The following is a 24,215-nucleotide window of genomic DNA, read 5'->3' as shown; positions in this document are numbered from 1 at the left end:
TCATCAGTCTCAGAATAGCAATCGTTCAGCTGACTTTGATATACTGAACATGATCACTGTGAATAGGAGTGTTTTCTTTGGAAATAAAAGAAATCAGCACAGCCGCTTTGAAAGAAAAAATTGAGGCGGACGAAGAATTATATTTAATTGATGTCAGAGAAGATGAAGAGGTAGCGGAAGGCATGATCCCGCAAGCCGTTCATATTCGCATGGGGGATATTCCTGAAAAAATGGAAACCCTTGATAAAGACAAAGAGTACGTATTTATCTGCCGCTCAGGAATGCGCAGCATGAACGTCTGCAAGTACCTGGATGAGCAAGGCTTTAAAACAGTCAATGTTGAAGGCGGCATGATGGCCTGGGAAGGCGAAACAAAACCAAAAAACTAGGGGAGAGCAGTCCCCTAGTTTTTATTTGTATTCCGGAAGCCAATCGCCGTGTGCTGCAAATAAATCGTCGCACATGGAGATGATGTCCTTCATGGAAAGCTCCGCGCTTGTATGCGGATCAAGCATTGCAGCTTGGTAAACCGCTTCTTTTTTCCGTGTGACAGCCGCTTCGATTGTCATCAGCTGTGTATTAATATTCGTCCGGTTTAAGGCGGCAAGCTGCTCAGGCAGTTCTCCGGCGAAGCACGGTGTAATTTTTTTTCTGTCGGCGACGCATGTCACTTCCACAACCGCTTTTGAAGGAAGGTTGGTGATCAGCCCTGTATTCAAGACGTTTCCTCCGAAGGTGAATGGTTCGTTTGTTTCCATTGCTTCTATAATTCTTGAACCATATTCCTTTGAGCGTTCGTGCGTAAGGTTTTTATTATTGACGATATCATCCCGCATTTTCTCCCAATTTTCAATCTGCTTGACGCACCTTCTCGGATATTCGTCGAGCGGGATTTGCAGCTCGCTGATCAATTCAGGGTAATTCCGTTTAATAAAGTATGGGTGATACTCTGCGTTATGTTCGGACGATTCCGTGACATAATAGCCGAACTTATCCATTAATTCAAACCGCACCATATCATGATGCTTTGTTTTTTGTTTTTCTTTCGCTCTCCTTTTGATTTCTGGATATAAATCTGTGCCGTCTTTTTTGACTTCCAAAAGCCAAGCCATATGATTGATTCCTGCGATGCGTTCCTCAATTCCGTCATGCTCCATTCCGAGAGCTTTAAATAAATCCTTCGTGCACACTTGAACACTGTGGCAGAGCCCGATTGTTTTGATATTGGTATAGCGGAGCATGGCGCCTGTAAGAGTGGCCATTGGATTTGTATAGTTTAAGAACCATGCGTCAGGGCACATTTCCTCCATATCTTTTGCGATATCAATTAAGACCGGGATTGTTCTGAGAGATCTGAATATCCCGCCGATGCCGACTGTATCGGCGATCGTCTGGCGCAGCCCATACCGTTTAGGAATCTCGAAATCGATGACTGTGCTCGGTTTGTATCCTCCAACCTGAATCGCATTGATGACATAGCCTGCGTTTTGCAAGGCGAGTTTTCTGTCATCATAGCTGTTGATGGCCACACTTGGGTTATAACGGTCTCTTAGATTTTCGAGCATGAGCTGGGATTCCTGCAGGCGTTTGGGATCAATGTCGTAAAGAGCGAACTCAAATCCATTCAGTGCCTCTGTTAACAGGCAGTCTCCCAAAACATTTTTGGCGAAAATCGTGCTCCCTGCACCGATAAATGTAATCTTTTTCATATTGCTTCCTCCTTTAATGTTAACCCTTTACCGCTCCGGAAGACAGGCCGGCAATAAAGTATTTTTGCAGCGCCAAAAACAGAACAACCATCGGCAGCATTGCCATAAGTGCCGCTGCGGCAACTAAATGAAGGTTGTTTGCGTTTTCTCCGAAAAAACCTGCCATGGCTACTGTTAATGTCTGAACCTTTTGATCTTGTAAAAAGAAAATGGCAAATTGATAGTCGTTCCAAATAAAGACACAAGAAATGATACAGATGGTCGCAGTGATCGGCTTCAGCAGAGGAAACACAATCGTAAAAAAGATTTTCAGCATGCCTGCGCCGTCAATTCTTGCGGCTTCTTCAAGCTCTTTTGGAATGGTCGATCGGATAAAGCCTGAATATAAGAATACGGTTAACGGCATGTAAGCCGCTGTATTGATGAAAATGGCGATTGCGTGTGTATTGACCATTCCGGCGTCCACGACCATTCGGTACAAAGGAACCATGGACGTTAACGGAGGGATGATCATAATGGAAATCAACAAGACAAAAACAGCTTTATTCAGTTTCGTTTCCCGCCGGGCAAGCGGGTAGGCGGCGAGTGAGCCGAATATAATTAATAACAAGGCAGAAAAACCTGTGATGATCATGGTGTTTATAAAAGAGTTTCCTAGCGAAGCGCGCTCCCACGCCTCTGAAAAATTATGAAAGGAGATGTCGGATGGAAATATCCATTTCGAACTGTAGTCTCCTTTTGCTTTCAATGAAGTGGTCAGCAGGATATAAAAAGGAATAAAATGCGCACAGGCCACAATGGCTGCAAGAAGTGTAATGATCCGCATGCTTTTTGTACGGGCGGCTCTCATGACATTTCCGTCTCCTTTCTTTTAAAGTACGCAAGCGCGCAAAAGCTGATGATCAAAATGACAAATGCCATAAATATGCCTTGCGTTGCGGCATAGCCGGCATCCTGCCGTTTGAAATACAAATCATACATAAATGTGGACATGGATTGTGACGCATTTCCGGGGCCGCCTGCGGTGAGTGCAATGATGACGTCAAACAGCTTTAAGCCTCCGATAATGTTGATGACCATATTAATGGTAATGGAGGGCATTAACAGCGGCAGCGTGATGGTAAAAAACTGCTGGCCTTGTTTCGCGCCATCCATTTGCGCCGCTTCATAGTAGTCTTTCGGAATGCTTTGCAGACCGGCTAAGTAGACAACCATAGCGATCCCGACATATTGATAGGTGTTAATCATGACAATGATCCATGGATTGAGCGAGGGACTGGCGAGCGCATTAATAGGGCTGATGCCGAAGACCCCGAGCAAATCGTTGAGCGCACCTCCGTCATAGGAGAAGAAAAAGTACCAAATGTAGCCCATAATGAGCGGGCTGATCATCACCGGCAAATACACAATTGTTCTTGTTACCGCTTTCGTTTTAATGCTTTGATTTAAGAGCAGAGCGTACAGAAGCCCGACCACATTTTGAAAAAAGGTGCTGCCAAGTCCGTAAAGCAGAGTGTTTTTTAAGATATGCCAAGTGTCAGGATCAGAAAACAGCCTTTCATATTGCGCGAATCCAACCCATTGGTAAACTTGTGAAAAGCCGTTCCAGTTTGTAAAGGTAATCAATGTGCCTTTCACAAACGGATAAATCATAAAGACCAGAACGGAGAGCAAAGCAGGAATGTACATCCACCAAAGTGAGGACTGCTTTTTTGGCTTAACCTGTTTCACATGAACGTCCCTTGCGATCTCACTCATTGTTTTCAGCTCCCTGTGTTTCCGATTGCTCCCGGAGTCGTTTATATTCTCTTCCCAGCTTCTGCGAAATGTCTTGAGGCGCCAAAATGTCAGCCGCCAGCTCCTGCCCGACCGTGCCCAGGACATCCCACATTCCGTTTGGCAAGTATAAACGGTCGAAGTAAGGCTCGACTTTGATATCTTGATAATGCTCATAATCGTTTGCGTAGAAAATATCAGCTTTCACATTCGTCAGCCCTGAAGGAAGCGATGTGGCTTCAGCCATTTGTTTGGCATTGGCCGGGCGGGCCATAAATGCGATAAATTCTTTTGCCTCTTTTAATTGAGGCGAATCTTTCCATGCTGCAAGCGTGTAGCGTTCACCGCCGATCCATATCGGGTCATCACCGGGATGGATGGCAGGTGTCGGGATAATGCCGACCTTGACATTCGGATTGATCTGGGCAACGTCTTGGCCGAGTGTGCCGCCTTGCATTGTAAAGGCGATTTTGTTTTGGGCCATTAATTCAATGAGCTGTGATTTTTTTGCCGTGACGGCGTCGATATTGATCAATTTTTCTTTCTGCATTTGTTTGAGGATTTCTGATAAATAAGTGAATTTACTCCATTGAAAAGTGCCGTTGATGAGCTGTTTTTTTTCATTATGGGCAGGGTCTGTGATGAGAAGAGGTGTAGCGAATTGGTCGTAATATTGAGCGAATGAGCTTTTGTCATAGCCGGCAAACCAGAAGGGAACAATGCTTCCCTTGCTCTTTTCTTTAATCGTTCTCAGTGCTTTGATAAAGTCATCCATGGTTTCCGGCGGAGCAATGCCGTAACGGTCTAAAATATTGCGGTTATACGCCAGACCGTCTTTTGCCTGATTGATTGGATAGGCATACACCTTTCCGCTTTTATTTTTGAGGATGCTGTTTAAATTGGGATCAAGATCTTGAGTCCATTCCATATCCCGGAGATCCGCTGTATATTCTCCGTACCTGATTTTCCCCCAGCCATGTGTATCGAATAGATCTGGCAAATCATTGGCCGCCATTCTGACACGCATCATATTTTCATAGTCATTGCCTGGGAAATGAAGGCTGACATGTATGTCACTGTGTTCCTTTTCGAATGCTGCCGCCAGTTTTCTGAACGTATCTCTTTCACTGTCGGTTGACATTGTAGAATAAATGGTTAACGTCTTTTTTGCGGTATCTGCTGAGCTTTTCTCTGCTGAACACCCGGGCAGAACAAGCAGTATAAGAGAGAGAAATAAAACAAAAGTGTGTTTCATCTTTTCCTCCTTATCATCGTGATGAATCTTTGCTTATGTCACCTCCTTTGCTGTACATCCGCAGCTTTGTCTTACGATTAATGTTGTAGGCAGGGTGACATGGTGAGGAAGCGTTCGGCCATTGAGACGGTCAAGCAGCAGTTTTACGCCTGTCCGGCCCATTTCCTCTGTGTATACCTTCACCGTCGTTAAAGGCGTGCTGGCAAATTCAGCTTCCTCAATGCCGTTAAAGCTGACGATTGCGGTATCCCGCGGCACTTGCAGTCCGGCTTCCTGCAACGCTTTTAATGCGCCGATCGCCATAGAATCGCTGGCAATAAAGAATGCTTCCGGCAGATGGCCTTGATCGATTGCTTTCTTCATCAGGCGATAGCCCTCACGCATGCTGTATTCTCCGATCAGCACATGCTCAGGCTGGGGGGCGGCTGACTCCAAAAAAGCGGTCAGGCGTTTATCTTCAATCGTTCTGCGAATGCTTTGGCCGTCCTTCAGCGTATGCTCTTTTTCTTGTCCGCCAATGTAGCCTAACCGTTTGTAGCCTAAGTCGAAAAGGTGATCAATCGCTTGGCGTGAAGCCGATTCAAAATCGATTCCAATCGAATCGTATGCTTGCGGATCTGGTGAATGATTGATAAATACAGCATGCTCCAACCTTCCGCTGATATGCTTAACCGCTTCATCATGAACACGGCCGATGACAATGACACCATCCAATTCCCGAAAGATATGTTCCTGAAAGGAGCCGAGATGAATTGAATTTGTAATGAAAATTTCCTGTTCAAAGCATTCCTTTTCAATCCCTTTCCGAATGGAAGAAAAATAAGGGTCCTGCCTTTCCTGATCAGGGGACAGACAGCTCAGCACACCGATCAGCGGCTGGGCCCGCTGTTTTTGCCCGCGGGCTTTTCGGCGTTTGGCAACGGTTTGATAACCAAGCTCTTCAGCGATGTTGATGACTCTTTGTCTCGTTTCGCCCGCAACAGAAAGCGACTCATCTTCATTTAAAATTCTGGACACAGTTGCGCTGGAAACTTTAGCTTTCAAGGCGATATCTTTAATACGAACCATGGGTATCCCTCTCATCTATTTAGTAAAATATTAACTCATCTGTTTTTGATAAATTGATACTATCATATAAAAGTAAGCGGTTACAATAATTGTTTTCGAAATATTTCATAATATTTACTAAATATTTAGTAAATGATGTGATTTATGTTGGAAAAATAAAGGGGAACCCAGATCTGTCTCGTAAATGTGAAGTAAGCGAATAAGGAAGGGTGATGGGATGAGAGCCGAAAAAAGAAAGCAACTGTTTCGTTTGCTTGGTGATTTGCCTGATCGGAGGCCAATCAGTGTTGAGACATTACGTATTGAAGAAAGAGAAGAAAATATCGTTGAAACGCTCCTGCTCGATTTAAATGGACATGAAAAGGCGCCCGCTTATTTTGTGAAGCCGAAGAAAACAGAAGGACCGTGCCCAGCCGTATTGTTTCAGCATTCGCATGGGGGCCAGTATGATAGGGGAAAAAGTGAGCTGATTGAGGGAGCGGATTATTTGAGAACCCCTTCTTTTTCTGATGAGCTTACTTCACTCGGATACGGCGTTCTTGCAATTGATCATTGGGGATTTGGAGATCGGCGGGGAAAAGCGGAAAGCGAGATATTTAAAGAAATGCTTCTCACCGGAAAAGTGATGTGGGGGATGATGATTTATGACAGTTTAAGTGCGTTGGACTATATGCAGTCACGCTCTGATGTTCAGCCTGACAGGATCGGAACCATCGGCATGTCTATGGGAGGTTTGCTGGCGTGGTGGACAGCGGCGCTCGATGACCGGATTAAGGTGTGTGTGGATTTGTGCAGCCAGGTGGATCATCACGTGCTGATCAAAACACAGAATCTTGACAGGCACGGCTTTTATTATTACGTCCCATCGCTTGCAAAGCATTTTTCCGCATCGGAGATCCAACGCCTGATCGCGCCGCGCCCGCACCTTAGTCTTGTTGGTGTACACGACCGGTTAACGCCGGCCGAGGGCGTGGACAAAATCGAAAAAGAATTGACAGCTGTCTATGCTGGACAGGGAGCTGCTGATTGCTACCGAGTGGTCCGTTCTGCTTCGGGACATTTCGAAACAGCAGTTATGAGGCATGAAGCTGTCCGGTTTTTGCAAAAGTGGCTGTGACTGTTAAAAGAAATCGAAAAAGACCGTTTTATGTGAAAACGGTCTTTTTGTTTCCTTTTAACCAACTGCCATAAATCGATGCTTTCTTCTATTGACAGAAACAGGAGAGAATAATATATTCTAATTGTTAACCTTAAAATATAATTGGTTAACAATTAAGGTGAGAAGCACTACACGTTCTTCAGTTATCAGTGAAAGGGCGAGAAATGATGCAAGAAGAAACTTTTTATAGTGTCAGAATGAGGGCTTCTATGAATGGATCTCATGAAGACGGCGGAAAGCATATATCCGGCGGAGAACGGCTTATACCTTTCCATGAGATGAAGCATACAGTCAATGCTTTATTAGAAAAAGGGTTATCCCATTCAAGAGGAAAACCTGATTTTATGCAAATTCAATTTGAAGAGGTATATGAAACGATAAAAACCATTCAGCCATTGCCTGTGCATACGAATGAAGTGAGCTGCCCGGAAGAAGGGCAAAAGCTGGCCCGATTGTTATTGGAAAAAGAAGGCGTTTCACGAGACGTGATTGAAAAAGCATATGAACAAATCCCTGAATGGTCAGATATCAGGGGTGCGGTGTTGTTTGATATTCATACAGGAAAGCGAATGGATCAAACAAAAGAAAAAGGGGTGCGGGTCTCCAGAATGGATTGGCCGGACGCTAATTTTGAAAAATGGGCGCTTCACAGTCACGTGCCGGCTCATTCAAGAATAAAAGAGGCCCTTGCGCTCGCTTCAAAGGTAAGCTGGCACCCGGCAGCCGTTGCAGAATTATGCTGGTCGGACGATCCGGATTACATAACAGGCTATGTTGCGGGTAAGAAAATGGGCTATCAGCGTATTACAGCAATGAAAGAATACGGGACTGAAGAGGGCTGCCGAGTCTTTTTTATTGATGGATCCAATGATGTAAACACGTACATACATGATCTGGAGAAGCAGCCTATTTTAATAGAGTGGGAGGAAGATCATGACTCATGATTTGATAGAAAAAAGTAAAAAGCACCTCTGGCTGCCATTTACCCAAATGAAAGATTATGATGAAAACCCCTTAATCATCGAAAGCGGGACTGGAATCAAAGTCAAAGACATAAATGGCAAGGAATACTATGACGGTTTTTCATCAGTTTGGCTTAATGTCCACGGACACCGCAAAAAAGAACTAGATAATGCCATAAAAAAACAGCTCGGAAAAATTGCGCACTCCACGTTATTGGGCATGACCAATGTTCCAGCAACCCAGCTTGCCGAAACATTAATCGACATCAGCCCAAAAAAGCTCACGCGGGTCTTTTATTCAGACAGCGGCGCAGAGGCGATGGAAATAGCCCTAAAAATGGCGTTTCAGTATTGGAAGAACATCGGGAAGCCCGAGAAACAAAAATTTATCGCAATGAAAAACGGGTATCACGGTGATACGATTGGCGCCGTCAGTGTCGGTTCAATTGAGCTTTTTCACCACGTATACGGCCCGTTGATGTTCGAGAGTTACAAGGCCCCGATTCCTTATGTGTATCGTTCTGAAAGCGGTGATCCTGATGAGTGCCGTGATCAGTGCCTCCGAGAGCTTGCACAGCTGCTTGAGGAACATCATGAGGAAATTGCCGCGCTTTCCATTGAATCAATGGTACAAGGCGCGTCCGGTATGATCGTGATGCCGGAAGGATATTTGGCAGGCGTGCGCGAGCTATGTACAACATACGATGTCTTAATGATCGTTGATGAAGTCGCTACAGGCTTTGGCCGTACAGGAAAAATGTTTGCGTGCGAGCACGAGAATGTCCAGCCGGATCTGATGGCTGCCGGTAAAGGCATTACAGGAGGCTATTTGCCAATTGCCGTTACGTTTGCCACTGAAGACATCTATAAGGCATTCTATGATGATTATGAAAACCTAAAAACCTTTTTCCATGGCCATTCCTATACAGGCAATCAGCTTGGCTGTGCGGTTGCGCTTGAAAATCTGGCATTATTTGAATCTGAAAACATTGTGGAACAAGTAGCGGAAAAAAGTAAAAAGCTCCATTTTCTTCTTCAAGATCTGCACGCTCTTCCTCATGTTGGGGATATTCGGCAGCTTGGCTTTATGTGCGGTGCAGAGCTTGTACGATCAAAGGAAACTAAAGAACCTTACCCGGCTGATCGGCGGATTGGATATAAAGTTTCCTTAAAAATGAGAGAGTTAGGAATGCTGACAAGGCCGCTTGGGGACGTGATTGCATTTCTGCCTCCTCTTGCCAGCACAGCTGAAGAGCTCTCGGAAATGGTTGCCATTATGAAACAAGCGATCCATGAGGTTACGAGCCTTGAAGATTGATTCCTGGTTAAACGAGCGGTTAGACAGAATGAAAGAAGCCGGCGTACATCGTAACCTGCGGTCAATGGATGGAGCACCGGTTCCAGAGAGGAATATTGATGGCGAAAATCAAACGGTCTGGTCCTCAAACAATTATTTAGGGCTCGCAAGCGATAGACGTTTGATCGATGCAGCCCAAACAGCATTGCAGCAATTCGGGACAGGAAGCAGCGGTTCACGTTTAACGACAGGCAATTCGGTCTGGCATGAAAAGCTAGAAAAGAAGATTGCCAGCTTTAAACGGACAGAAGCGGCCCTGCTGTTTTCGAGCGGTTACTTGGCCAATGTCGGTGTCCTTTCATCCTTGCCAGAAAAGGAAGATGTCATTTTAAGTGACCAGCTCAATCATGCAAGTATGATCGACGGCTGCCGACTTTCTAAGGCTGATACAGTTGTTTATCGGCATATTGATATGAATGATCTTGAAAACAAGCTGAATGAAACACAGCGTTATCAGCGCCGTTTTATCGTAACAGACGGGGTATTCAGCATGGATGGCACAATCGCCCCTCTTGATCAGATCATCTCACTTGCGAAACGCTATCATGCCTTCGTGGTCGTTGATGATGCCCACGCAACAGGAGTTTTGGGTGATTCGGGACGAGGAACGAGTGAATACTTTGGTGTTTATCCTGACATTGTGATCGGCACCTTAAGCAAAGCTGTTGGTACGGAAGGAGGTTTTGCGGCAGGATCAGCGGTCTTCATCGACTTTTTGCTGAACCATGCCAGAACATTTATCTTTCAAACCGCTATTCCGCCAGCCAGCTGTGCGGCTGCTCATGAGGCTTTCAACATCATTGAAGCCAGCAGGGAAAAACGACAGCTTTTATTTTCTTATATCAGTATGATCAGAACCAGTCTGATGAATATGGGGTATGTGGTGAAAGGAGATCACACACCGATTATTCCTGTAGTCATTGGCGATGCCCATAAAACGGTCATATTTGCTGAAAAACTGCAGGGCAAGGGAATTTATGCTCCTGCCATTCGGCCGCCGACCGTTGCGCCGGGTGAAAGCCGTATTCGAATTACAATCACGTCTGACCACAGTATGGGTGATATTGATCATTTGCTGCAAACATTTCATTCAATCGGAAAGGAGCTGCACATCATTTGAGGGGTTTTTTTGTGACAGGAACTGATACAGAAGTGGGGAAAACGGTTATATCCAGCGGTCTTGCTGCCTTATTGAAAGAACATAATAGAGATGTCGGGGTGTATAAACCATTTTTAAGCGGGATATCGCGCCATCATCCAGATAGTGATACTAGTCTGCTGAAAGACATGTCGCAAACCGGTCTTTCTCATGAAGACATTACGCCTTTTGCCTTCAAAGCGCCGCTTGCACCATACGTTGCAGGGAAACTTGAGGGAAAGACTGTCACTATGGAAGAGGTTTTAAGCCATTGGGAGCGGATTAGAGAAAAACATGAATGCTTCATCGTAGAAGGTGCGGGCGGTATTTCTGTGCCATTGGGAGAGGACTATTTGGTCAGTCATGTCATAAAAGCGTTGCAGCTTCCCATGATTATTGTGGCACGTCCTCACCTTGGAACCATTAATCATACCTTTTTAACTGTCAAATATGCAGAAAGCATGGGGCTTCCAATTGCCGGAATTATCATCAATGGAATCAGTGACTCTCCTGATGAAGATGAAAAAACCAATCCTGAGATGATTGAGCGCTTATGCGGTGTTCCGATTTTAGGGGTTACGCCAAAGCTTGCCAACGTTACGAAAGAAACGGTTCTACATATGGTAAAAGACCATATCAATCTATCATTACTGATGAATCAAGTGGGGGTATGAGAATGAATCAATGGATGGAACTCGCAGACCGGGTGCTGGCTGGAGCAGAAGTGACTGACGAAGAGGCGCTTTCAATATTACATTGTCCTGATGAAGATATTTTGCTATTAATGCATGGAGCTTTTCATATCAGAAAACACTTTTATGGAAAAAAAGTAAAGCTCAATATGATTATGAATGCGAAATCCGGGCTCTGCCCGGAAAACTGCGGCTATTGTTCACAGTCTGCGATTTCGAAAGCGCCGATTGAGTCTTACCGGATGGTGAATAAGGAAACGCTGCTTGAAGGCGCGAAGCGGGCGCACGATCTGAATATCGGCACATATTGTATCGTGGCAAGCGGCAGAGGGCCGTCTAACAGAGAAGTGGATCAGGTCGTAGATGCGGTTCAGGAAATTAAAGAGACGTATGGACTGAAGATTTGTGCATGTCTTGGACTGTTGAAGCCAGAGCAGGCGAAGCGGCTCAAAGATGCCGGAGTAGACCGCTATAATCATAATTTGAATACGTCACAGAGAAACCATTCAAACATCACGACCTCACATACATACGATGACAGAGTCAATACGGTTGAAATCGCAAAAGAATCGGGGCTGTCTCCGTGTTCAGGCGCCATTATCGGGATGAAGGAGACGAAACAGGATGTCATTGACATTGCCAAAAGCTTGAAGGCTCTTGACGCGGATTCCATTCCGGTGAATTTTTTGCATGCAATTGATGGCACGCCGTTAGAAGGCGTCAACGAATTAAACCCGCTGTATTGTTTAAAAGTGCTGGCACTGTTCCGTTTTATCAATCCATCAAAAGAAATTCGCATTTCCGGAGGAAGAGAGGTCAATCTCCGCTCATTGCAGCCATTAGGGCTTTACGCCGCAAACTCCATTTTTGTCGGAGACTACTTAACAACTGCCGGGCAAGAGGAGACGGAGGATCATAAAATGCTGAGTGATTTAGGCTTTGAAGTTGAATCAGTCGAAGAAATGAAGGCCAGTTTAAGTGCGAAAAGCTGAAAGAATCAATAAAAGCAATCGGTATGATGTCGATTGCTTTTATTTTTGAACAGAAAGGAGAAAATCACGTGACAATTGCATCGTCAACTGCATCTTATGAGTTTTTGAAAAACCCATATTCTTTTTACGACACATTGCGAGCTGTTCATCCTATCTATAAAGGGAGTTTCTTAAAATATCCGGGCTGGTATGTCACAGGATATGAAGAAACGGCTGCTATTTTGAAAGATGCGAGATTCAAAGTCCGCACCCCGCTGCCTGAGAGCTCAACCAAATATCAGGACCTTTCACATGTGCAAAATCAAATGATGCTGTTTCAGAACCGGCCTGATCATAGACGATTGCGGACGCTTGCCAGCGGAGCGTTTACGCCGAGAACGACAGAGAGTTATCAGCCGTATATCATTGAAACTGTCCATCATTTGCTTGATCAAGTGCAAGGTAAAAAAAAGATGGAGGTCATTTCGGACTTTGCTTTTCCTTTAGCAAGTTTTGTCATAGCTAACATTATAGGTGTACCGGAGGAAGATAGGGAGCAATTAAAGGAGTGGGCTGCGAGTCTCATTCAAACGATTGATTTTACCCGCTCAAGAAAGGCATTAACAGAGGGCAATATTATGGCTGTGCAGGCTATGGCATATTTCAAAGAGCTGATTCAAAAGAGAAAACGCCACCCTCAACAGGATATGATCAGCATGCTCTTGAAGGGGAGAGAAAAGGATAAGCTGACGGAAGAGGAGGCGGCATCTACGTGCATATTGCTGGCGATCGCCGGACATGAGACAACGGTCAATCTCATCAGCAATTCAGTCCTTTGTCTGCTGCAGCATCCAGAACAGCTTTTGAAACTGAGAGAAAATCCAGATCTTATTGGTACCGCAGTCGAGGAATGTTTACGCTATGAAAGCCCCACGCAAATGACAGCCAGAGTTGCGTCAGAGGATATTGACATCTGCGGGGTGACGATCCGTCAAGGAGAACAAGTCTATCTTTTGTTAGGAGCGGCTAATCGAGACCCTAGCATATTCACGAACCCCGATGTCTTCGATATTACGAGAAGTCCTAATCCGCACCTTTCATTCGGTCATGGCCATCATGTTTGCTTAGGGTCCTCGCTGGCGCGATTAGAAGCGCAAATTGCGATTAACATTCTTCTGCAGCGGATGCCCAGCCTTAAGCTCGCGGATTTTGAATGGCGGTATCGGCCGCTTTTTGGATTTCGGGCGCTTGAGGAGCTGCCGGTGACTTTTGAATAAGCCTAAGAATGTGAGTGCCAAAAAAGTGTCAGCCCCGCCGAAAATGGGCAATCTATAAAAAAGGGGAGTGAACATCGTGAAAAAAGTGCTGATTGCCGGCGGAAATGGTGTGATTGGGAGACTGCTTGCTGAAGGGCTTATTTCAGACTATGAAGTGACAGTGCTTGATAAAGATCATTTCGATGGCAAAGCCTCTTCCATTCAGGCTGACGCGGCAAATTATGAGGAGCTGTTGAAGAAGATTCCAAAAGATACCGATGCCATCTTGAATTTACTCGCTGTTAAAATCAAATACGATATTATGGACATCGCTGAGTTTGAAAAAATGACGGATGTTTTCTATAGGGCAAGCTATTATCTGTGCCGTGCGGCAGCGGAGCTCGGCATTCAAAAGCTCGTGTTCGCCAGCAGCAATCATGTCACAGATGTATATGAAAAAGACGGGCGCTCGCTCTTAGGACGGGAAATCACAACAAGCGATTATCCGCTGTCAAAAAACTTGTACGGTGTATTAAAGCTGACCTCTGAACAGATCGGCCATTTGTTTTATTTGGAAAATAAGCTATCAGTAATCAACCTGCGAATCGGAACAGTCGTCACAGATGAAATGGATACGCTGCATGAAAAAGAACGGACGAAAAAGACACTGCTTTCTCACCCCGATCTGCTGTCGATTTTCAAAGCCGCTATTGAGACCAATATCCGGTACGGCACTTATTACGCCGTCTCTGATAATCCGGGCCGGCCATGGTCCATTGAACCTGCCGTGAATGAACTTGGGTTTTCGCCACAAATCAATACGGCCGAACTTCTGAACGAGGAGGAGAACGGAGCATAATCATTTTCTAAGATTATGCTCTTTTTCTTTTGTTATCGGTCTCAATTCGCGGCAGCCCCCGCCCCGGCCGGGGACTCTGTTCAAATGATTATAGACATGGCAATCACAGATTTGCTACATTTTAGACACGATATCGTCACATGCTGAGCTCGGTTTTTAAAAATATGATAACGCTTACAAAGAGAGGTGGGAGCTATCGCTCATTCACTGAAAAACCGTCTGTTTGATATGTTGATTTATGGTTTCTTGCTGATGTTCGCTTTAATATGCGTACTTCCGTTCATTCATGTCATCGCAGCATCCTTTGCCACAGTAGAAGAAGTCGTGTCGAAAAAATTTATTTTAATTCCGACCACTTTTTCGCTAGATGCTTATCGCTACATTTTTTCAACAGATATTATTTATAAGAGTTTGCTTGTTTCTGTGTTTGTGACAGTGATAGGCACTGCGGTCAGCATGTTTCTTTCTTCACTGATGGCTTACGGGTTATCCCGCCGTGATTTAATCGGCCGGCAGCCGCTCATGTTTCTCGTCGTATTTACGATGCTGTTTAGCGGCGGCATGATTCCGACTTTCCTTGTGGTCAAATCGCTTGGATTGCTCGATTCTTACTGGGCGCTTATTTTGCCGACAGCCATTAATGCCTTTAACCTGATCATTCTGAAAAACTTCTTTCAAAATATCCCGTCAAGCTTGGAAGAGTCCGCGAAAATTGACGGGTGCAATGATCTGGGCATATTCTTTAAAATTGTGCTGCCGCTGTCTCTTCCTGCGATCGCAACGATTTCACTATTTTATGCGGTCACGTATTGGAACACGTATATGACAGCGATCTTGTACTTAAATGATTCAGCAAAATGGCCGATTCAGGTGCTTCTGCGCCAAATCGTCATTGTATCAAGCGGTATGCAGGGGGATATGTCTGAAATGGGGTCGGGCAGCCCGCCGCCTGAGCAAACCATTAAAATGGCGGTCATAGTGGTGGCGACCATCCCGGTTCTGCTTGTCTATCCGTTTATACAAAAGCATTTTGCAAAAGGAGCTTTGCTGGGATCTGTCAAAGGATAAAGAAATATGAAACGGAGGGGTACGATGGGAAACAAATGGAGGGTGCTTTTGATTGTGCTTGTACTGGCACTCGGCGGAGTGCTGGCGGGCTGTAAAGGGGCTGATCAGTCTTCGGCTGAAGGCAAAGCTGGCCCGGATTCAAAGGTAAAGCTGTCTTGGATGGCGATTTTGTATCACCAGCAGCCGCCGAAAGACAGGGCGATTAAAGAAATTGAAAAGCTGACAAATACAGAACTCGACATCACCTGGGTTCCAGACGCGGTGAAAGAAGACAGGCTGAATGCGGCGCTTGCAGCGGGCAATCTTCCGCAAATCGTGACGATCCAGGATATTAAAAATTCTTCCGTCATGAATGCCTTCCGGTCAGGAATGTTCTGGGAAATCGGTGATTATATCAAGGATTATCCCAACTTAAACAAAATGAACAAACTCATTAATAAAAATGTGACAATTGACGGCAAGCTCTACGGGATATACAGAGAGCGCCCGCTTTCCAGACAGGGGATTGTCATTCGGAAGGACTGGCTGGACAATTTAAATCTGAAAACCCCGAAAACGTTGGATGAGCTTTATGAAGTGGCCAAAGCATTTACGGAGGACGACCCGGACAAAGATGGGAAAGATGATACATTCGGGCTGGCAGACCGTAATGACTTGATTTACGGCGCGTTTAAAACGATTGGCTCGTATGAAGGCATGCCTACAGATTGGAAGGAATCAGGCGGCAAATTCACGCCTGATTTCATGACACAGGAATACAAAGACACAATGAACTATATGAAGAAGCTGCGTGATAACGGGTATATGAATAAGGATTTTCCCGTCACAAGCAAAACCCAGCAGCAGGAGCTGTTTTCTCAAGGAAAAGCCGGAATTTATATTGGCAATATGGTAGATGCGGTCAATCTGCGCGACCATGCCTCTGATAAATCGATGAAGCTCGAGATCATTAACCGCATAAAAGGCCCAGATGGGAAAGAGCGGGTATGGGCATCAGGAGGCCATAACGGCGTGTTTGCTTTCCCGAAAACGAGTGTGAAAACGGAAGCTGAGCTTAAACGGATCTTGGCGTTTTTTGACCGAATTGCCGAAGAAGATGTCTATAGCCTGATGACTTATGGCATTGACGGCGTTCATTACAACAAAGGTGAGGACAAAACGTTCACACGCAAAGAAAGCCAGGTAAAAGACTGGCAGACTGATATTCAGCCGCTGTCCGCCTTAATTGCCATTGATAAAGCCTACTTAAAAAACACTGGAGATCCGCTTCGGACGGCGTACGAGGAGCTGACCGAGGACAATGAAAAGATTATCGTCTCAAACCCGGCTGAAAGCCTGTATTCCGCATCGGAGTCGGAACGGGGTGATGAACTGAAGAAAATCATTGATGACGCGACTTATAAATATATGATTGGAGACATCACAGAAAGCCAGTTCGATAAAGAAGTGGAAAAATGGGAGTCAAGCGGAGGAAAACAAATTATTCAGGAATACGAAGAAGCGTTTAAACAAGCAAAATAACATTGGAAAAACCCAAAACGCGCAAGCGGTTTTGGGTTTTTTACATGCTTCTTTTTTGCTGGCGGTAGTTTCCCGGTGTAATCCCCTCCAGCTTTTTAAAAGACCTGATAAAATTTTGCGAGTTTTTATATTTCAGCTTTTCGGCAATGTCCTTGACCGCCATGTCTGTTTCGGCAAGCCAGCTTTTCGCCATATGGTGTCGGTAGCTTGAGACATACTCGCTGAATGAAATTCCCATTTCTTTTTTGAAAATGCTGCTTAAATAATTTGGGTTGTAATGCAGCCTGCGCGCGATTTCGTCCAGTGTCAATTCGGATTCAAACTCATGATGGATGATATGAATGATGTTGTCGGAAATATTTTTGTACTGGGCATCCGCGCGGGTGTTCACTTTGTCTGTCATCGGATCAATAAACTCATTCTTTAGCCAGTTTTCGGTATCCTCGAACGTTTTCAGCTCAAAAATTTGGTCATACAGCATTTTGTTTTCTTCAAGCTCAAACAATTCGATCCCGAGCACATGCATCAGCTCAATCACATGGTTCAAAAAACGGGCGATGGCGATTTGAAATTGATACGGGTTGGTGTTCTGGGTGAAGATGGCTTGCAAAATCGCGTGCAGGCATTTATCCGCTTTCTCCTTGTCTCCTGCTTTAACGGCATCGAACAGCTCATGCTGAAGCTGCTTTGGAAAATGGGTTTTGAAGGTTTTTTTCTGGTCAAGGTCTTCGTAAAAGATGATCGACTTGTTTTCCGCTTTAAGCCGGTATTTCAACGCTTCTGAGCCTTCCGCATAGGCTGTTTTCGCTTTTGTCAGCACATCAAACGGCTGGCTGATGCCGATGCTGACAGACAGCTGCAGCTCAGCTTCCGCTTTTTCCTGAATCATCCTTGCAGTCTCATTCAGCTCAGCCATGAATTCTTCCTTTGTCCCGCTTTGGTTGATCAAAATCGTCGCCTGCTGTTTGTCAACTACGGCGGGGGCAAGATGTTTGTCCGTCGGGATGCTGCGCTCAATCAGGCTGTTGACGGCAAACAAAAGCAGATCCATATCTTTTTTCTCATAAGGCGTATGATTCAGTGTGTCAATTTGGAGCACAAGCAGGGCAAGGTGCCGCCAATTTTGCTTTAAGCCGAGGCTTTCAAAGCGGTTATCGACCTCCTCATCCGTCAGTTTTCCAAGCATAAGCCTGACCATAAAATATTGCTGCAGATGAGTGGCCTGCTGCTTCATCGTTTCCTCAAGGTCGTCATTTCGGTCCTTCAGCTGTTTAAAGCTCTGTTCAATTAACTCAAATTCATTTTGAGGAGTCTGTTGTTTCTCTTGTATGGCTCCATGTCTTGCGAATGATTCGTAAAGCACCCTGATCGGCTTGTAAAAATGGCGGGAGCCCAGCCAAGAGAACAATAATGAAAGCGTTAACAAAATAAGGCATACTGCAAAAGTGATCCAGCCGATTGATTTGGCTTCTTTTTTTAACTCAGGCAGGGAAACGAGAGAAAAATAAGTCCATGCATTATAGTCAGATTTTTGATAGGTGACTTTATAATGAATCCGGTCAATAACTGTTTCAAACTGTCCGCTATTGGCCGTTTGCGCCAGCACTTTTTGGACAAAGCCGTCGTTATGAAGAGATTCACCAACGTCAGACATATTGTTATGAAGGATGATGAGGCCTTTTTCATCGATGATAAACAGGTTGTTGGCGTTTGAATAGCCGGGCATATTTTTGACAAGCGAACAGCTCGGGATGCTTGCGGCGGCCAATCCCTTTGTATTTGTGCTGTTCAAAGGAAGCTGCTTAATTAAATTGATATTGTAGCGGCAGTTTTCTGCTGTGCCTTCTTTGGTTGAAATCAAATGATTGTTTTCCTCAAGCGTCCAATAGGAGCGGCTCGCTTTTTGTTTCGTGTACGCTGAGGCTGCTTCATGAAGAGTGTCTGTATTCAAACGGTACAAACCGGAATTGTTCATGTACCATTTTTTCGTATAACTGACTAACGTCATGTTGGACAGATCGGTATCAAAGCTTTGCAGATAATTGAGCTCTTGGTTCACTTGGTTATAGATTTGAAATTGGTCTGAGTGCAAAGGCTCGGACAATGTGCGAAGGAGAGGCGGCGAACTCACATAGTGGGTTAAAGAGTGATCGACGGTTTTCAATATATGCTCGATGCTTTGCTGGGTCTGCTGGAGTGTGTCGAATTTTTCCTCCGAAACGTTGGAAATAGCCGTTTTCTGAGAGTGCTCGTACGAAAATAATCCGACCAAAATAACCGGAATGGTGCTGAGCAGGCAGAAAAACGTGATCAGTTTGTAGTAAAACTTGTATTGGCTTCTTTTCATAAAACCCCCCATTTCATAACATCCACTTCACCTTAATACAATTAATCCAAAGATTGATAGATATTGTCAATAATCATTTTCTAATATCAGTGTCTTTTTTTCAGGTGGACCTGCTGAACCCTTGATTATAAAGGGATAAAACAGGATGTGATCATATGATTGTAGACGGACTTTTGCCTGCTGCGCTACAGTGAATGCAAGAACCCGTGAAAGGAGGCTAGGAAAAAATGAAAACAGCAGAAGCGCAAGCGCCGGCTGTTGATACAGTCATTTTTAAAAAAGAAAAAAGAAAGCGCTTACTAAGTAAGCTGATTCAGCAAAAATATTTGTACTTGATGATTTTGCCGGGGTGTATTTATTTTTTGCTTTTTAAGTATGTCCCGATGTGGGGAATTGTGATTGCGTTTCAGGATTATCAGCCGTTCCTCGGCATTTTGGGCAGTGAGTGGGTGGGGCTGAAGCATTTTATCAGGCTGTTTACTGAGCCTACATTTTTTCTCTTGTTAAAAAACACGCTCGTGTTATTTGCTTTGAACCTGGCCATATTTTTCCCGGTGCCGATACTGCTGGCGCTTCTATTGAACGAAGTGCGGATTGCTCTCTTTAAAAAATTTGTTCAGACGCTGATTTATATCCCGCATTTTATGTCTTGGGTCATTGTTGTATCGCTTTCGTTTGTGCTTTTAACGGTAGACGGAGGCTTGATTAATGAACTGATTGTGTTTTTTGGCGGTGAAAAAATCAATTTTCTGCTGAACGAAGAATGGTTCCGGCCCCTGTATATTCTTCAGGTTATCTGGAGGGAAGCGGGCTGGTCGACGATCATTTATCTGGCGGCTATTACAGCGGTTGACCCCCAGCTGTATGAAGCGGCGAAAATGGACGGAGCGGGACGGCTGCGGCAAATGTGGCATATTACGCTGCCCGCCATTAAAAGCGTTATTGTCGTTTTGCTGATTTTGAAAATCGGAGACACGCTGGAGCTTGGCTTCGAGCATGTGTATTTGCTGTTAAATGCGACAAACAGGGAAGTGGCGGAAATTTTTGATACGTACGTTTATACTGCAGGGCTGAAACAGGGCCAATTCAGCTACAGTACAGCAGTCGGCGTATTTAAAGCGGCGGTCGGGCTGATTTTGGTCATGCTTGCGAATCGTTTGGCGAAGAAATTTGGCGAGGAAGGAATTTATTAAGAAAGGGATGGGTTCAATGGATCAATCAATCGCTGTAAAATCGCCTCTTACGTACGCGGAGGCATTGGCAAAAACCATTATGAATACGTACGCAGTCGAGGAGCTGCCTCCTGCAAACCGCTGGCACTACCACCAGGGTGTTTTCTTATGCGGTGTATTGCGGCTGTGGGAAGCAACCGGGGAAAAGCGGTATTTTGAGTATGCGAAGGCTTATGCAGATCTCTTAATCGATGATTATGGCAATCTATTATTTAAAAGAGATGAACTGGATGCCATTCAAGCGGGTCTCATTCTTTTTCCATTATACGAGCAGACGAAGGATGAACGGTATCTCAAAGCGGCAAAAAGGCTGCGCGGCTTATATGGAACACTGAACCGGACGTCTGCGGGCGGTTTTTGGCACAAAGACGGTTATCCTTACCAAATGTGGCTTGATGGCTTATACATGGGGGGGCCGTTCGCACTGAAATATGCCAATCTGAAGCAGGAGCCGGAGCTGTTTGATCAGGTCGTGCTGCAGGAGTCATTGATGAGAAAGCATACGAAGGATGCAAAAACCGGACTCTTTTATCACGCCTGGGATGAAGCGAAAAAAATGCCTTGGGCCAATGAAGAGACAGGCTGTTCACCGGAATTTTGGGCACGTTCCATCGGCTGGTACGTCATGTCTCTTGCTGACATGATTGAAGAGCTGCCGAAGAAGCATCCAAACCGTCATGTGTGGAAAAACACGCTGCAGGACATGATGGAAAGCATCTGCCGCTATCAAGACAAGGAGACCGGGTTATGGTATCAGATCGTTGATAAGGGAGACAGGTCTGATAACTGGCTGGAAAGCTCAGGATCCTGCCTGTACATGTACGCATTTGCGAAGGGAATCAATAAAGGCTATTTAGACAGAGCTTACGAAACAACACTGCTAAAAGCGTATCAAGGCTTGATTCAGCATAAAACCGAAACATCAGAAGACGGAGCGTTTCTCGTCAAAGACATATGTGTCGGAACGTCAGCCGGTTTCTATGACTATTATGTCAGCCGCGAAAGAAGCACAAACGACCTGCACGGAGCCGGCGCGTTTATTTTAGCTATGACAGAGCTGGAGCCTCTTTTTAGGTCAGCGGGGAAATGACAAAAAAGATACGTACGGCTTTGTGTGTGATCGTCTCAGTGCTCTTTTTGGCATCATGCTCAAGCAGGACGGACGGAATGCATGTCATTCTCTTTTCTGATATGCAGGCTGGCGTACAGGAAAAAATAAAAAAGGCCGCCGAGCAGAATGCTGGGAAGGTCGATATCTTTCCAGCTTTTCAGGAAAAACTGCTGACTGAAATTACCGCCCATGAAGGAGATGTTTTCATCGTGCCTGAAGACATGTTTCAAGCTTACGATGATCCGGAAAATTTTCAGCCGTTAAACGGATTGCCTCCTGAAAAAACATCTCCTTATACAACTGTTAATAATAAAACAGGAGAAAAAACGATCTATGCCGTTCAGATCGAAAAAGGGAAAAAACAGCTGAACGGCTATTCTTTTCGATTGAATCGCGATATGGCGGCGTTTATCCCTGTGTATGCTGAAAAAACAGAGGAAGCGCTGCAGCTGATTTCTCAACTAACTGAAGCCCGATAGAGGTGAGGATATTGAAGAACATCGTCTTTTGCGGATTGAGCAGCAGAGCATTCAGTATGTTTATCAAACCGCTGTTGGAGCGGTTTTCAACTCATTATGAGATTACGGGATTGCTGGATGCCGATCCGAAACGTTTTGCCGTTTGCAAGAAGAAATTTCCCGAGCTGGCCCACGTGCCCGAGTTTAGCGAAGATGCTTTTGACGAGATGATGCGCGTCTCAAAGCCTGATATCGTCATTGTGGCAGGCAGGGACGATACGCATGTCACATATATTGTAAAAAGCCTTCAGTGGGATACAGATGTAATTACTGAAAAACCAATGGTGACAACAGTGCAGGATGCGAATCGGGTGCTTGAAGCGGAGGCCAAAAGCGAAGGAAAAGTCACCGTCGCGTTTAACTATCGCTACAGCCCGTTTCATCGGAAAATAAAAGAAATGATTCTGGACGGAAAAATAGGCAGGGTCACCTCCGTTGATTTAAATTGGTATATTGATACGTATCATGGCGCCAGCTATTTTAAACGCTGGAACAGGTCGAGACAGTTTTCCGGGGGCCTTTCTGTCCATAAATCAACACATCACTTTGATCTCGTCAATTGGTGGCTCGGGCAAAATCCGGAAGAGGTATTTGCTTATGGCGCCTTGAATTACTATGGGCCGGACAGTGAGTGGAACCCCTTGCCGGAAGAAGACGGGCGTTTTTGCAGGACGTGCCGGGTCAAAGAAAAATGCCACTACTATTCAAGGTGGCATCCCCGTTCCTCTAAAGCTTCTATAAAGGATGATCATCTCGAAGCAGGAGACCAGTCCAGCTTATATACGGCATACAGGCCTGACGCGTGTATTTTTGACGAGGAAGTTGACATAGAGGATACGTACGTTGCGGCAGTCAAATATGATGGCGGCGCACTGTTAAGCTACTCGATTATTTTTTCGGCCCCGTATGAAGGCTACCGGCTGACGATCAACGGCACAAAAGGGCGTATTGAATCAAATGAATTTCACGAACCTTCCAGAATTCCGTTTGCTTTTCCTGAGCAGACAATCGAATACTATCCGCTTTTTGAATCAAAGCAGACGATACAAGTAGTCAAAAATGAAGGGGGGCATGGCGGAGGTGATCCGCTTTTGCTTGAGGATCTTTTTTTAGGAAAAGACCCGCTGCGCCGCTATGATATTTTAGCCGGGGCTGAAGCTGGAGCCTACTCCATCGCGGTTGGTGAGGGAATGTGGCGCTCGGTTGCCGAAAAGAAGCCGATCGGCATGAAAGAGCTTTTTCAGATGCAGAATGTATAATGCAAAAAAAGGAGGGGGCACCATGGAACATGATGGCTCACTGGGACGGATGCTGCGTTTTTGCGAATGGATCATGAGATTTGCGTATACAAACTTGCTGTGGCTGTTTTTTACGTTGCTCGGTCTCGGTGTGTTTGGCATCATGCCCGCGACCGCGGCTTTATTCGCTGTCATGCGGAAGTGGATTCAGGGGCAGGACAACGTTCCGGTGCTCAAAACGTTTTGGCAGGAATACAAGGGTGAATTTTTTCGTTCAAATCTGCTCGGAGCTGTACTGGCGCTCATCGGAGTGATCATTTATATTGATTTGGCCTTCATTTATCCAAGTCATTTCCTTCTGCACATCCTGCGCTTCGCCATTATGATATTTGGCTTTTTGTTCGTATCCATGCTTTTTTATGTGTTTCCGCTGCTTGTCCATTTTGACTGGAAAAAACGTCTGTATGTGAAATTTTCGCTCTTGCTCAGTGTGGCGTATTTGCAATATACGCTTACTATGCTTGCGCTGACTGTTGCTCTCTTTTTCTTGCTTGCGTACCTGCCCGGCATTGTCCCTTTTTTCAGCGTCAGCCTGATCAGCTACTGCCATATGCGGATTGTTTATGCCTTGCTGCTGAAAGTGGAGCAGCAAGGCGGCGAGCCACAGAGGGAATCCCATATACGGAAAGCTTTTTATCCGGAAACGAGATAATCATCATTTCTCTATCATAAGGCTGTTCCAAACGGAATAGATTGATAGAGAAAGGAGAGCGGATAAAATGCTGAAGGTAGCGGTATTTGATGAAGAGCATGAAAAAGACTTACAGACGGAAATCAATTCATTTTTAAAAGGGATATCGGAGGAGCAGCTGATTGATATCAAATATACGGTTTCGGCCGCGTGCGACCCAGACGGCGAGCAGCTTTACTGTTTTTCCGCCCTTATTTTATATCGCAAATAAAAAGATCTTTCCGCAG

General features: G+C 45.1%; 23 protein-coding genes. 17 read left to right on the top strand and 6 right to left on the bottom strand.

Annotated features, from left to right (window positions below; genetic code table 11):
• Positions 1-77 precede the first annotated feature (77 nt).
• A complete protein-coding gene (locus tag NSQ83_RS15915; RefSeq protein WP_004398993.1) occupies positions 78-389 on the top strand; it encodes a rhodanese-like domain-containing protein in 312 nt (103 codons plus the stop codon).
• A gap of 21 nt (positions 390-410) precedes the next feature.
• Here the strand turns inward: NSQ83_RS15915 and melA are convergent, their stop codons facing one another.
• Genes melA through NSQ83_RS15890 form a run of 5 tightly spaced genes read right to left on the bottom strand, consistent with a single transcriptional unit; the run spans position 411 to position 5,808 of the window.
• Entirely contained in the window at positions 411-1,709 is a 1,299-nt protein-coding gene (gene melA, locus NSQ83_RS15910) for an alpha-galactosidase MelA (protein ID WP_003229179.1), read from the bottom strand.
• 19 nt (positions 1,710-1,728) lie between these two features.
• Positions 1,729-2,559: a carbohydrate ABC transporter permease gene (locus NSQ83_RS15905; protein WP_029318281.1), complete on the bottom strand. Its 831-nt coding sequence runs from the start codon at positions 2,557-2,559 to the stop codon at positions 1,729-1,731.
• A complete protein-coding gene (locus NSQ83_RS15900) occupies positions 2,556-3,467 on the bottom strand; it encodes a sugar ABC transporter permease (RefSeq protein WP_015251409.1) in 912 nt (303 codons plus the stop codon). The genes NSQ83_RS15905 and NSQ83_RS15900 overlap by 4 nt, the downstream gene beginning before the upstream one ends.
• On the bottom strand, positions 3,460-4,740 hold the full coding sequence (locus NSQ83_RS15895) for an ABC transporter substrate-binding protein (RefSeq protein WP_122895735.1): 1,281 nt from the start codon (positions 4,738-4,740) through the stop codon (positions 3,460-3,462). Before NSQ83_RS15895 ends, NSQ83_RS15900 begins: the two co-directional genes overlap by 8 nt.
• Before the next feature lie 33 nt (positions 4,741-4,773).
• The gene (locus tag NSQ83_RS15890) at positions 4,774-5,808 is read right to left on the bottom strand and encodes a LacI family DNA-binding transcriptional regulator (RefSeq protein WP_033884841.1); all 1,035 of its coding nucleotides are present in this window, start codon (positions 5,806-5,808) and stop codon (positions 4,774-4,776) included.
• Between the two features lie 217 nt (positions 5,809-6,025).
• Here NSQ83_RS15890 and NSQ83_RS15885 point away from each other — a divergent pair, with 217 nt between their 5' ends.
• The 10 genes from NSQ83_RS15885 (at position 6,026) to NSQ83_RS15840 (ending at position 16,791) form a co-directional block, all read left to right on the top strand.
• Entirely contained in the window at positions 6,026-6,925 is a 900-nt protein-coding gene (locus NSQ83_RS15885; protein ID WP_153912370.1) for an alpha/beta hydrolase, read from the top strand.
• A 209-nt stretch (positions 6,926-7,134) separates the two neighbouring features.
• Positions 7,135-7,911 (top strand): 6-carboxyhexanoate--CoA ligase, encoded by a 777-nt coding sequence (gene bioW / locus NSQ83_RS15880; protein ID WP_038429488.1) that lies wholly within the window; start codon positions 7,135-7,137, stop codon positions 7,909-7,911.
• Complete coding sequence (gene bioA / locus NSQ83_RS15875; RefSeq protein WP_038429487.1) at positions 7,901-9,247, top strand: adenosylmethionine--8-amino-7-oxononanoate transaminase; 1,347 nt, start codon at positions 7,901-7,903, stop codon at positions 9,245-9,247. The genes bioW and bioA overlap by 11 nt, the downstream gene beginning before the upstream one ends.
• Positions 9,237-10,406, top strand: a complete 1,170-nt coding sequence (bioF, locus tag NSQ83_RS15870; RefSeq protein WP_038429486.1) for an 8-amino-7-oxononanoate synthase — start codon at positions 9,237-9,239, stop codon at positions 10,404-10,406. The genes bioA and bioF overlap by 11 nt, the downstream gene beginning before the upstream one ends.
• The gene (gene bioD, locus NSQ83_RS15865; protein ID WP_015714549.1) at positions 10,403-11,098 is read left to right on the top strand and encodes a dethiobiotin synthase; all 696 of its coding nucleotides are present in this window, start codon (positions 10,403-10,405) and stop codon (positions 11,096-11,098) included. Before bioF ends, bioD begins: the two co-directional genes overlap by 4 nt.
• Before the next feature lie 2 nt (positions 11,099-11,100).
• A complete protein-coding gene (gene bioB, locus NSQ83_RS15860; protein ID WP_017695470.1) occupies positions 11,101-12,108 on the top strand; it encodes a biotin synthase BioB in 1,008 nt (335 codons plus the stop codon).
• A 68-nt stretch (positions 12,109-12,176) separates the two neighbouring features.
• Positions 12,177-13,364: a biotin biosynthesis cytochrome P450 gene (bioI, locus tag NSQ83_RS15855; RefSeq protein ID WP_128471898.1), complete on the top strand. Its 1,188-nt coding sequence runs from the start codon at positions 12,177-12,179 to the stop codon at positions 13,362-13,364.
• 76 nt (positions 13,365-13,440) lie between these two features.
• Positions 13,441-14,202 carry an NAD(P)-dependent oxidoreductase gene (locus NSQ83_RS15850; RefSeq protein ID WP_069703819.1) on the top strand — a complete coding sequence of 254 codons (762 nt, stop codon included), beginning with the start codon at positions 13,441-13,443 and terminating at the stop codon, positions 14,200-14,202.
• A 207-nt stretch (positions 14,203-14,409) separates the two neighbouring features.
• Positions 14,410-15,270, top strand: a complete 861-nt coding sequence (locus NSQ83_RS15845) for a carbohydrate ABC transporter permease (protein ID WP_010886597.1) — start codon at positions 14,410-14,412, stop codon at positions 15,268-15,270.
• Between the two features lie 24 nt (positions 15,271-15,294).
• Positions 15,295-16,791, top strand: a complete 1,497-nt coding sequence (locus NSQ83_RS15840) for an extracellular solute-binding protein (RefSeq protein WP_198878558.1) — start codon at positions 15,295-15,297, stop codon at positions 16,789-16,791.
• 40 nt (positions 16,792-16,831) lie between these two features.
• On the opposite strand, the gene NSQ83_RS15835 is transcribed toward NSQ83_RS15840, so the two are convergent.
• Positions 16,832-19,150 carry a helix-turn-helix domain-containing protein gene (locus tag NSQ83_RS15835; RefSeq protein ID WP_204551352.1) on the bottom strand — a complete coding sequence of 773 codons (2,319 nt, stop codon included), beginning with the start codon at positions 19,148-19,150 and terminating at the stop codon, positions 16,832-16,834.
• A gap of 215 nt (positions 19,151-19,365) precedes the next feature.
• Here NSQ83_RS15835 and rmgP point away from each other — a divergent pair, with 215 nt between their 5' ends.
• The 6 genes from rmgP (at position 19,366) to NSQ83_RS15805 (ending at position 24,199) form a co-directional block, all read left to right on the top strand.
• A complete protein-coding gene (gene rmgP / locus NSQ83_RS15830) occupies positions 19,366-20,331 on the top strand; it encodes a polygalacturonan/rhamnogalacturonan ABC transporter permease (protein ID WP_015251423.1) in 966 nt (321 codons plus the stop codon).
• A 7-nt stretch (positions 20,332-20,338) separates the two neighbouring features.
• Positions 20,339-21,460, top strand: a complete 1,122-nt coding sequence (gene rmgQ, locus NSQ83_RS15825) for a glycoside hydrolase family 105 protein (RefSeq protein WP_204551515.1) — start codon at positions 20,339-20,341, stop codon at positions 21,458-21,460.
• Complete coding sequence (gene rmgS / locus NSQ83_RS15820) at positions 21,457-21,960, top strand: rhamnogalaturonan transport/degradation protein RmgS (protein ID WP_106073688.1); 504 nt, start codon at positions 21,457-21,459, stop codon at positions 21,958-21,960. The genes rmgQ and rmgS overlap by 4 nt, the downstream gene beginning before the upstream one ends.
• Before the next feature lie 11 nt (positions 21,961-21,971).
• Positions 21,972-23,258, top strand: a complete 1,287-nt coding sequence (locus NSQ83_RS15815; RefSeq protein ID WP_204551351.1) for a Gfo/Idh/MocA family oxidoreductase — start codon at positions 21,972-21,974, stop codon at positions 23,256-23,258.
• A 22-nt stretch (positions 23,259-23,280) separates the two neighbouring features.
• On the top strand, positions 23,281-23,949 hold the full coding sequence (locus NSQ83_RS15810; protein ID WP_103803272.1) for a YesL family protein: 669 nt from the start codon (positions 23,281-23,283) through the stop codon (positions 23,947-23,949).
• Positions 23,950-24,016: 67 nt separating this feature from the next.
• Positions 24,017-24,199, top strand: a complete 183-nt coding sequence (locus NSQ83_RS15805) for a sporulation protein Cse60 (protein ID WP_003223398.1) — start codon at positions 24,017-24,019, stop codon at positions 24,197-24,199.
• Positions 24,200-24,215 lie beyond the last annotated feature (16 nt).

The sequence above is a fragment of the Bacillus sp. PS217 genome (assembly GCF_037963535.1).
GTDB classification, from domain to species: Bacteria; Bacillota; Bacilli; order Bacillales; family Bacillaceae; genus Bacillus; species Bacillus subtilis.
The sequence above is the reverse complement of the archived record's forward strand: the minus strand, read 5'-3'. Positions and strand labels throughout refer to the sequence as shown.

Bases quoted from the DNA above. Each gene is read 5' to 3' on its own strand.
- melA (WP_003229179.1), bottom strand. From the start codon at position 1,709: ATGAAAAAGATTACATTTATCGGTGCAGGGAGCACGATTTTCGCCAAA.
- NSQ83_RS15905 (WP_029318281.1), bottom strand. From the start codon at position 2,559: ATGAGAGCCGCCCGTACAAAAAGCATGCGGATCATTACACTTCTTGCA.
- NSQ83_RS15900 (WP_015251409.1), bottom strand. From the start codon at position 3,467: ATGAGTGAGATCGCAAGGGACGTTCATGTGAAACAGGTTAAGCCAAAA.
- NSQ83_RS15895 (WP_122895735.1), bottom strand. From the start codon at position 4,740: ATGAAACACACTTTTGTTTTATTTCTCTCTCTTATACTGCTTGTTCTG.
- NSQ83_RS15890 (WP_033884841.1), bottom strand. From the start codon at position 5,808: ATGGTTCGTATTAAAGATATCGCCTTGAAAGCTAAAGTTTCCAGCGCA.
- NSQ83_RS15885 (WP_153912370.1), top strand. From the start codon at position 6,026: ATGAGAGCCGAAAAAAGAAAGCAACTGTTTCGTTTGCTTGGTGATTTG.
- bioW (WP_038429488.1), top strand. From the start codon at position 7,135: ATGCAAGAAGAAACTTTTTATAGTGTCAGAATGAGGGCTTCTATGAAT.
- bioA (WP_038429487.1), top strand. From the start codon at position 7,901: ATGACTCATGATTTGATAGAAAAAAGTAAAAAGCACCTCTGGCTGCCA.
- bioB (WP_017695470.1), top strand. From the start codon at position 11,101: ATGAATCAATGGATGGAACTCGCAGACCGGGTGCTGGCTGGAGCAGAA.
- NSQ83_RS15840 (WP_198878558.1), top strand. From the start codon at position 15,295: ATGGGAAACAAATGGAGGGTGCTTTTGATTGTGCTTGTACTGGCACTC.
- NSQ83_RS15835 (WP_204551352.1), bottom strand. From the start codon at position 19,150: ATGGGGGGTTTTATGAAAAGAAGCCAATACAAGTTTTACTACAAACTG.
- rmgP (WP_015251423.1), top strand. From the start codon at position 19,366: ATGAAAACAGCAGAAGCGCAAGCGCCGGCTGTTGATACAGTCATTTTT.
- rmgQ (WP_204551515.1), top strand. From the start codon at position 20,339: ATGGGTTCAATGGATCAATCAATCGCTGTAAAATCGCCTCTTACGTAC.
- rmgS (WP_106073688.1), top strand. From the start codon at position 21,457: ATGACAAAAAAGATACGTACGGCTTTGTGTGTGATCGTCTCAGTGCTC.
- NSQ83_RS15810 (WP_103803272.1), top strand. From the start codon at position 23,281: ATGGAACATGATGGCTCACTGGGACGGATGCTGCGTTTTTGCGAATGG.
- NSQ83_RS15805 (WP_003223398.1), top strand. From the start codon at position 24,017: ATGCTGAAGGTAGCGGTATTTGATGAAGAGCATGAAAAAGACTTACAG.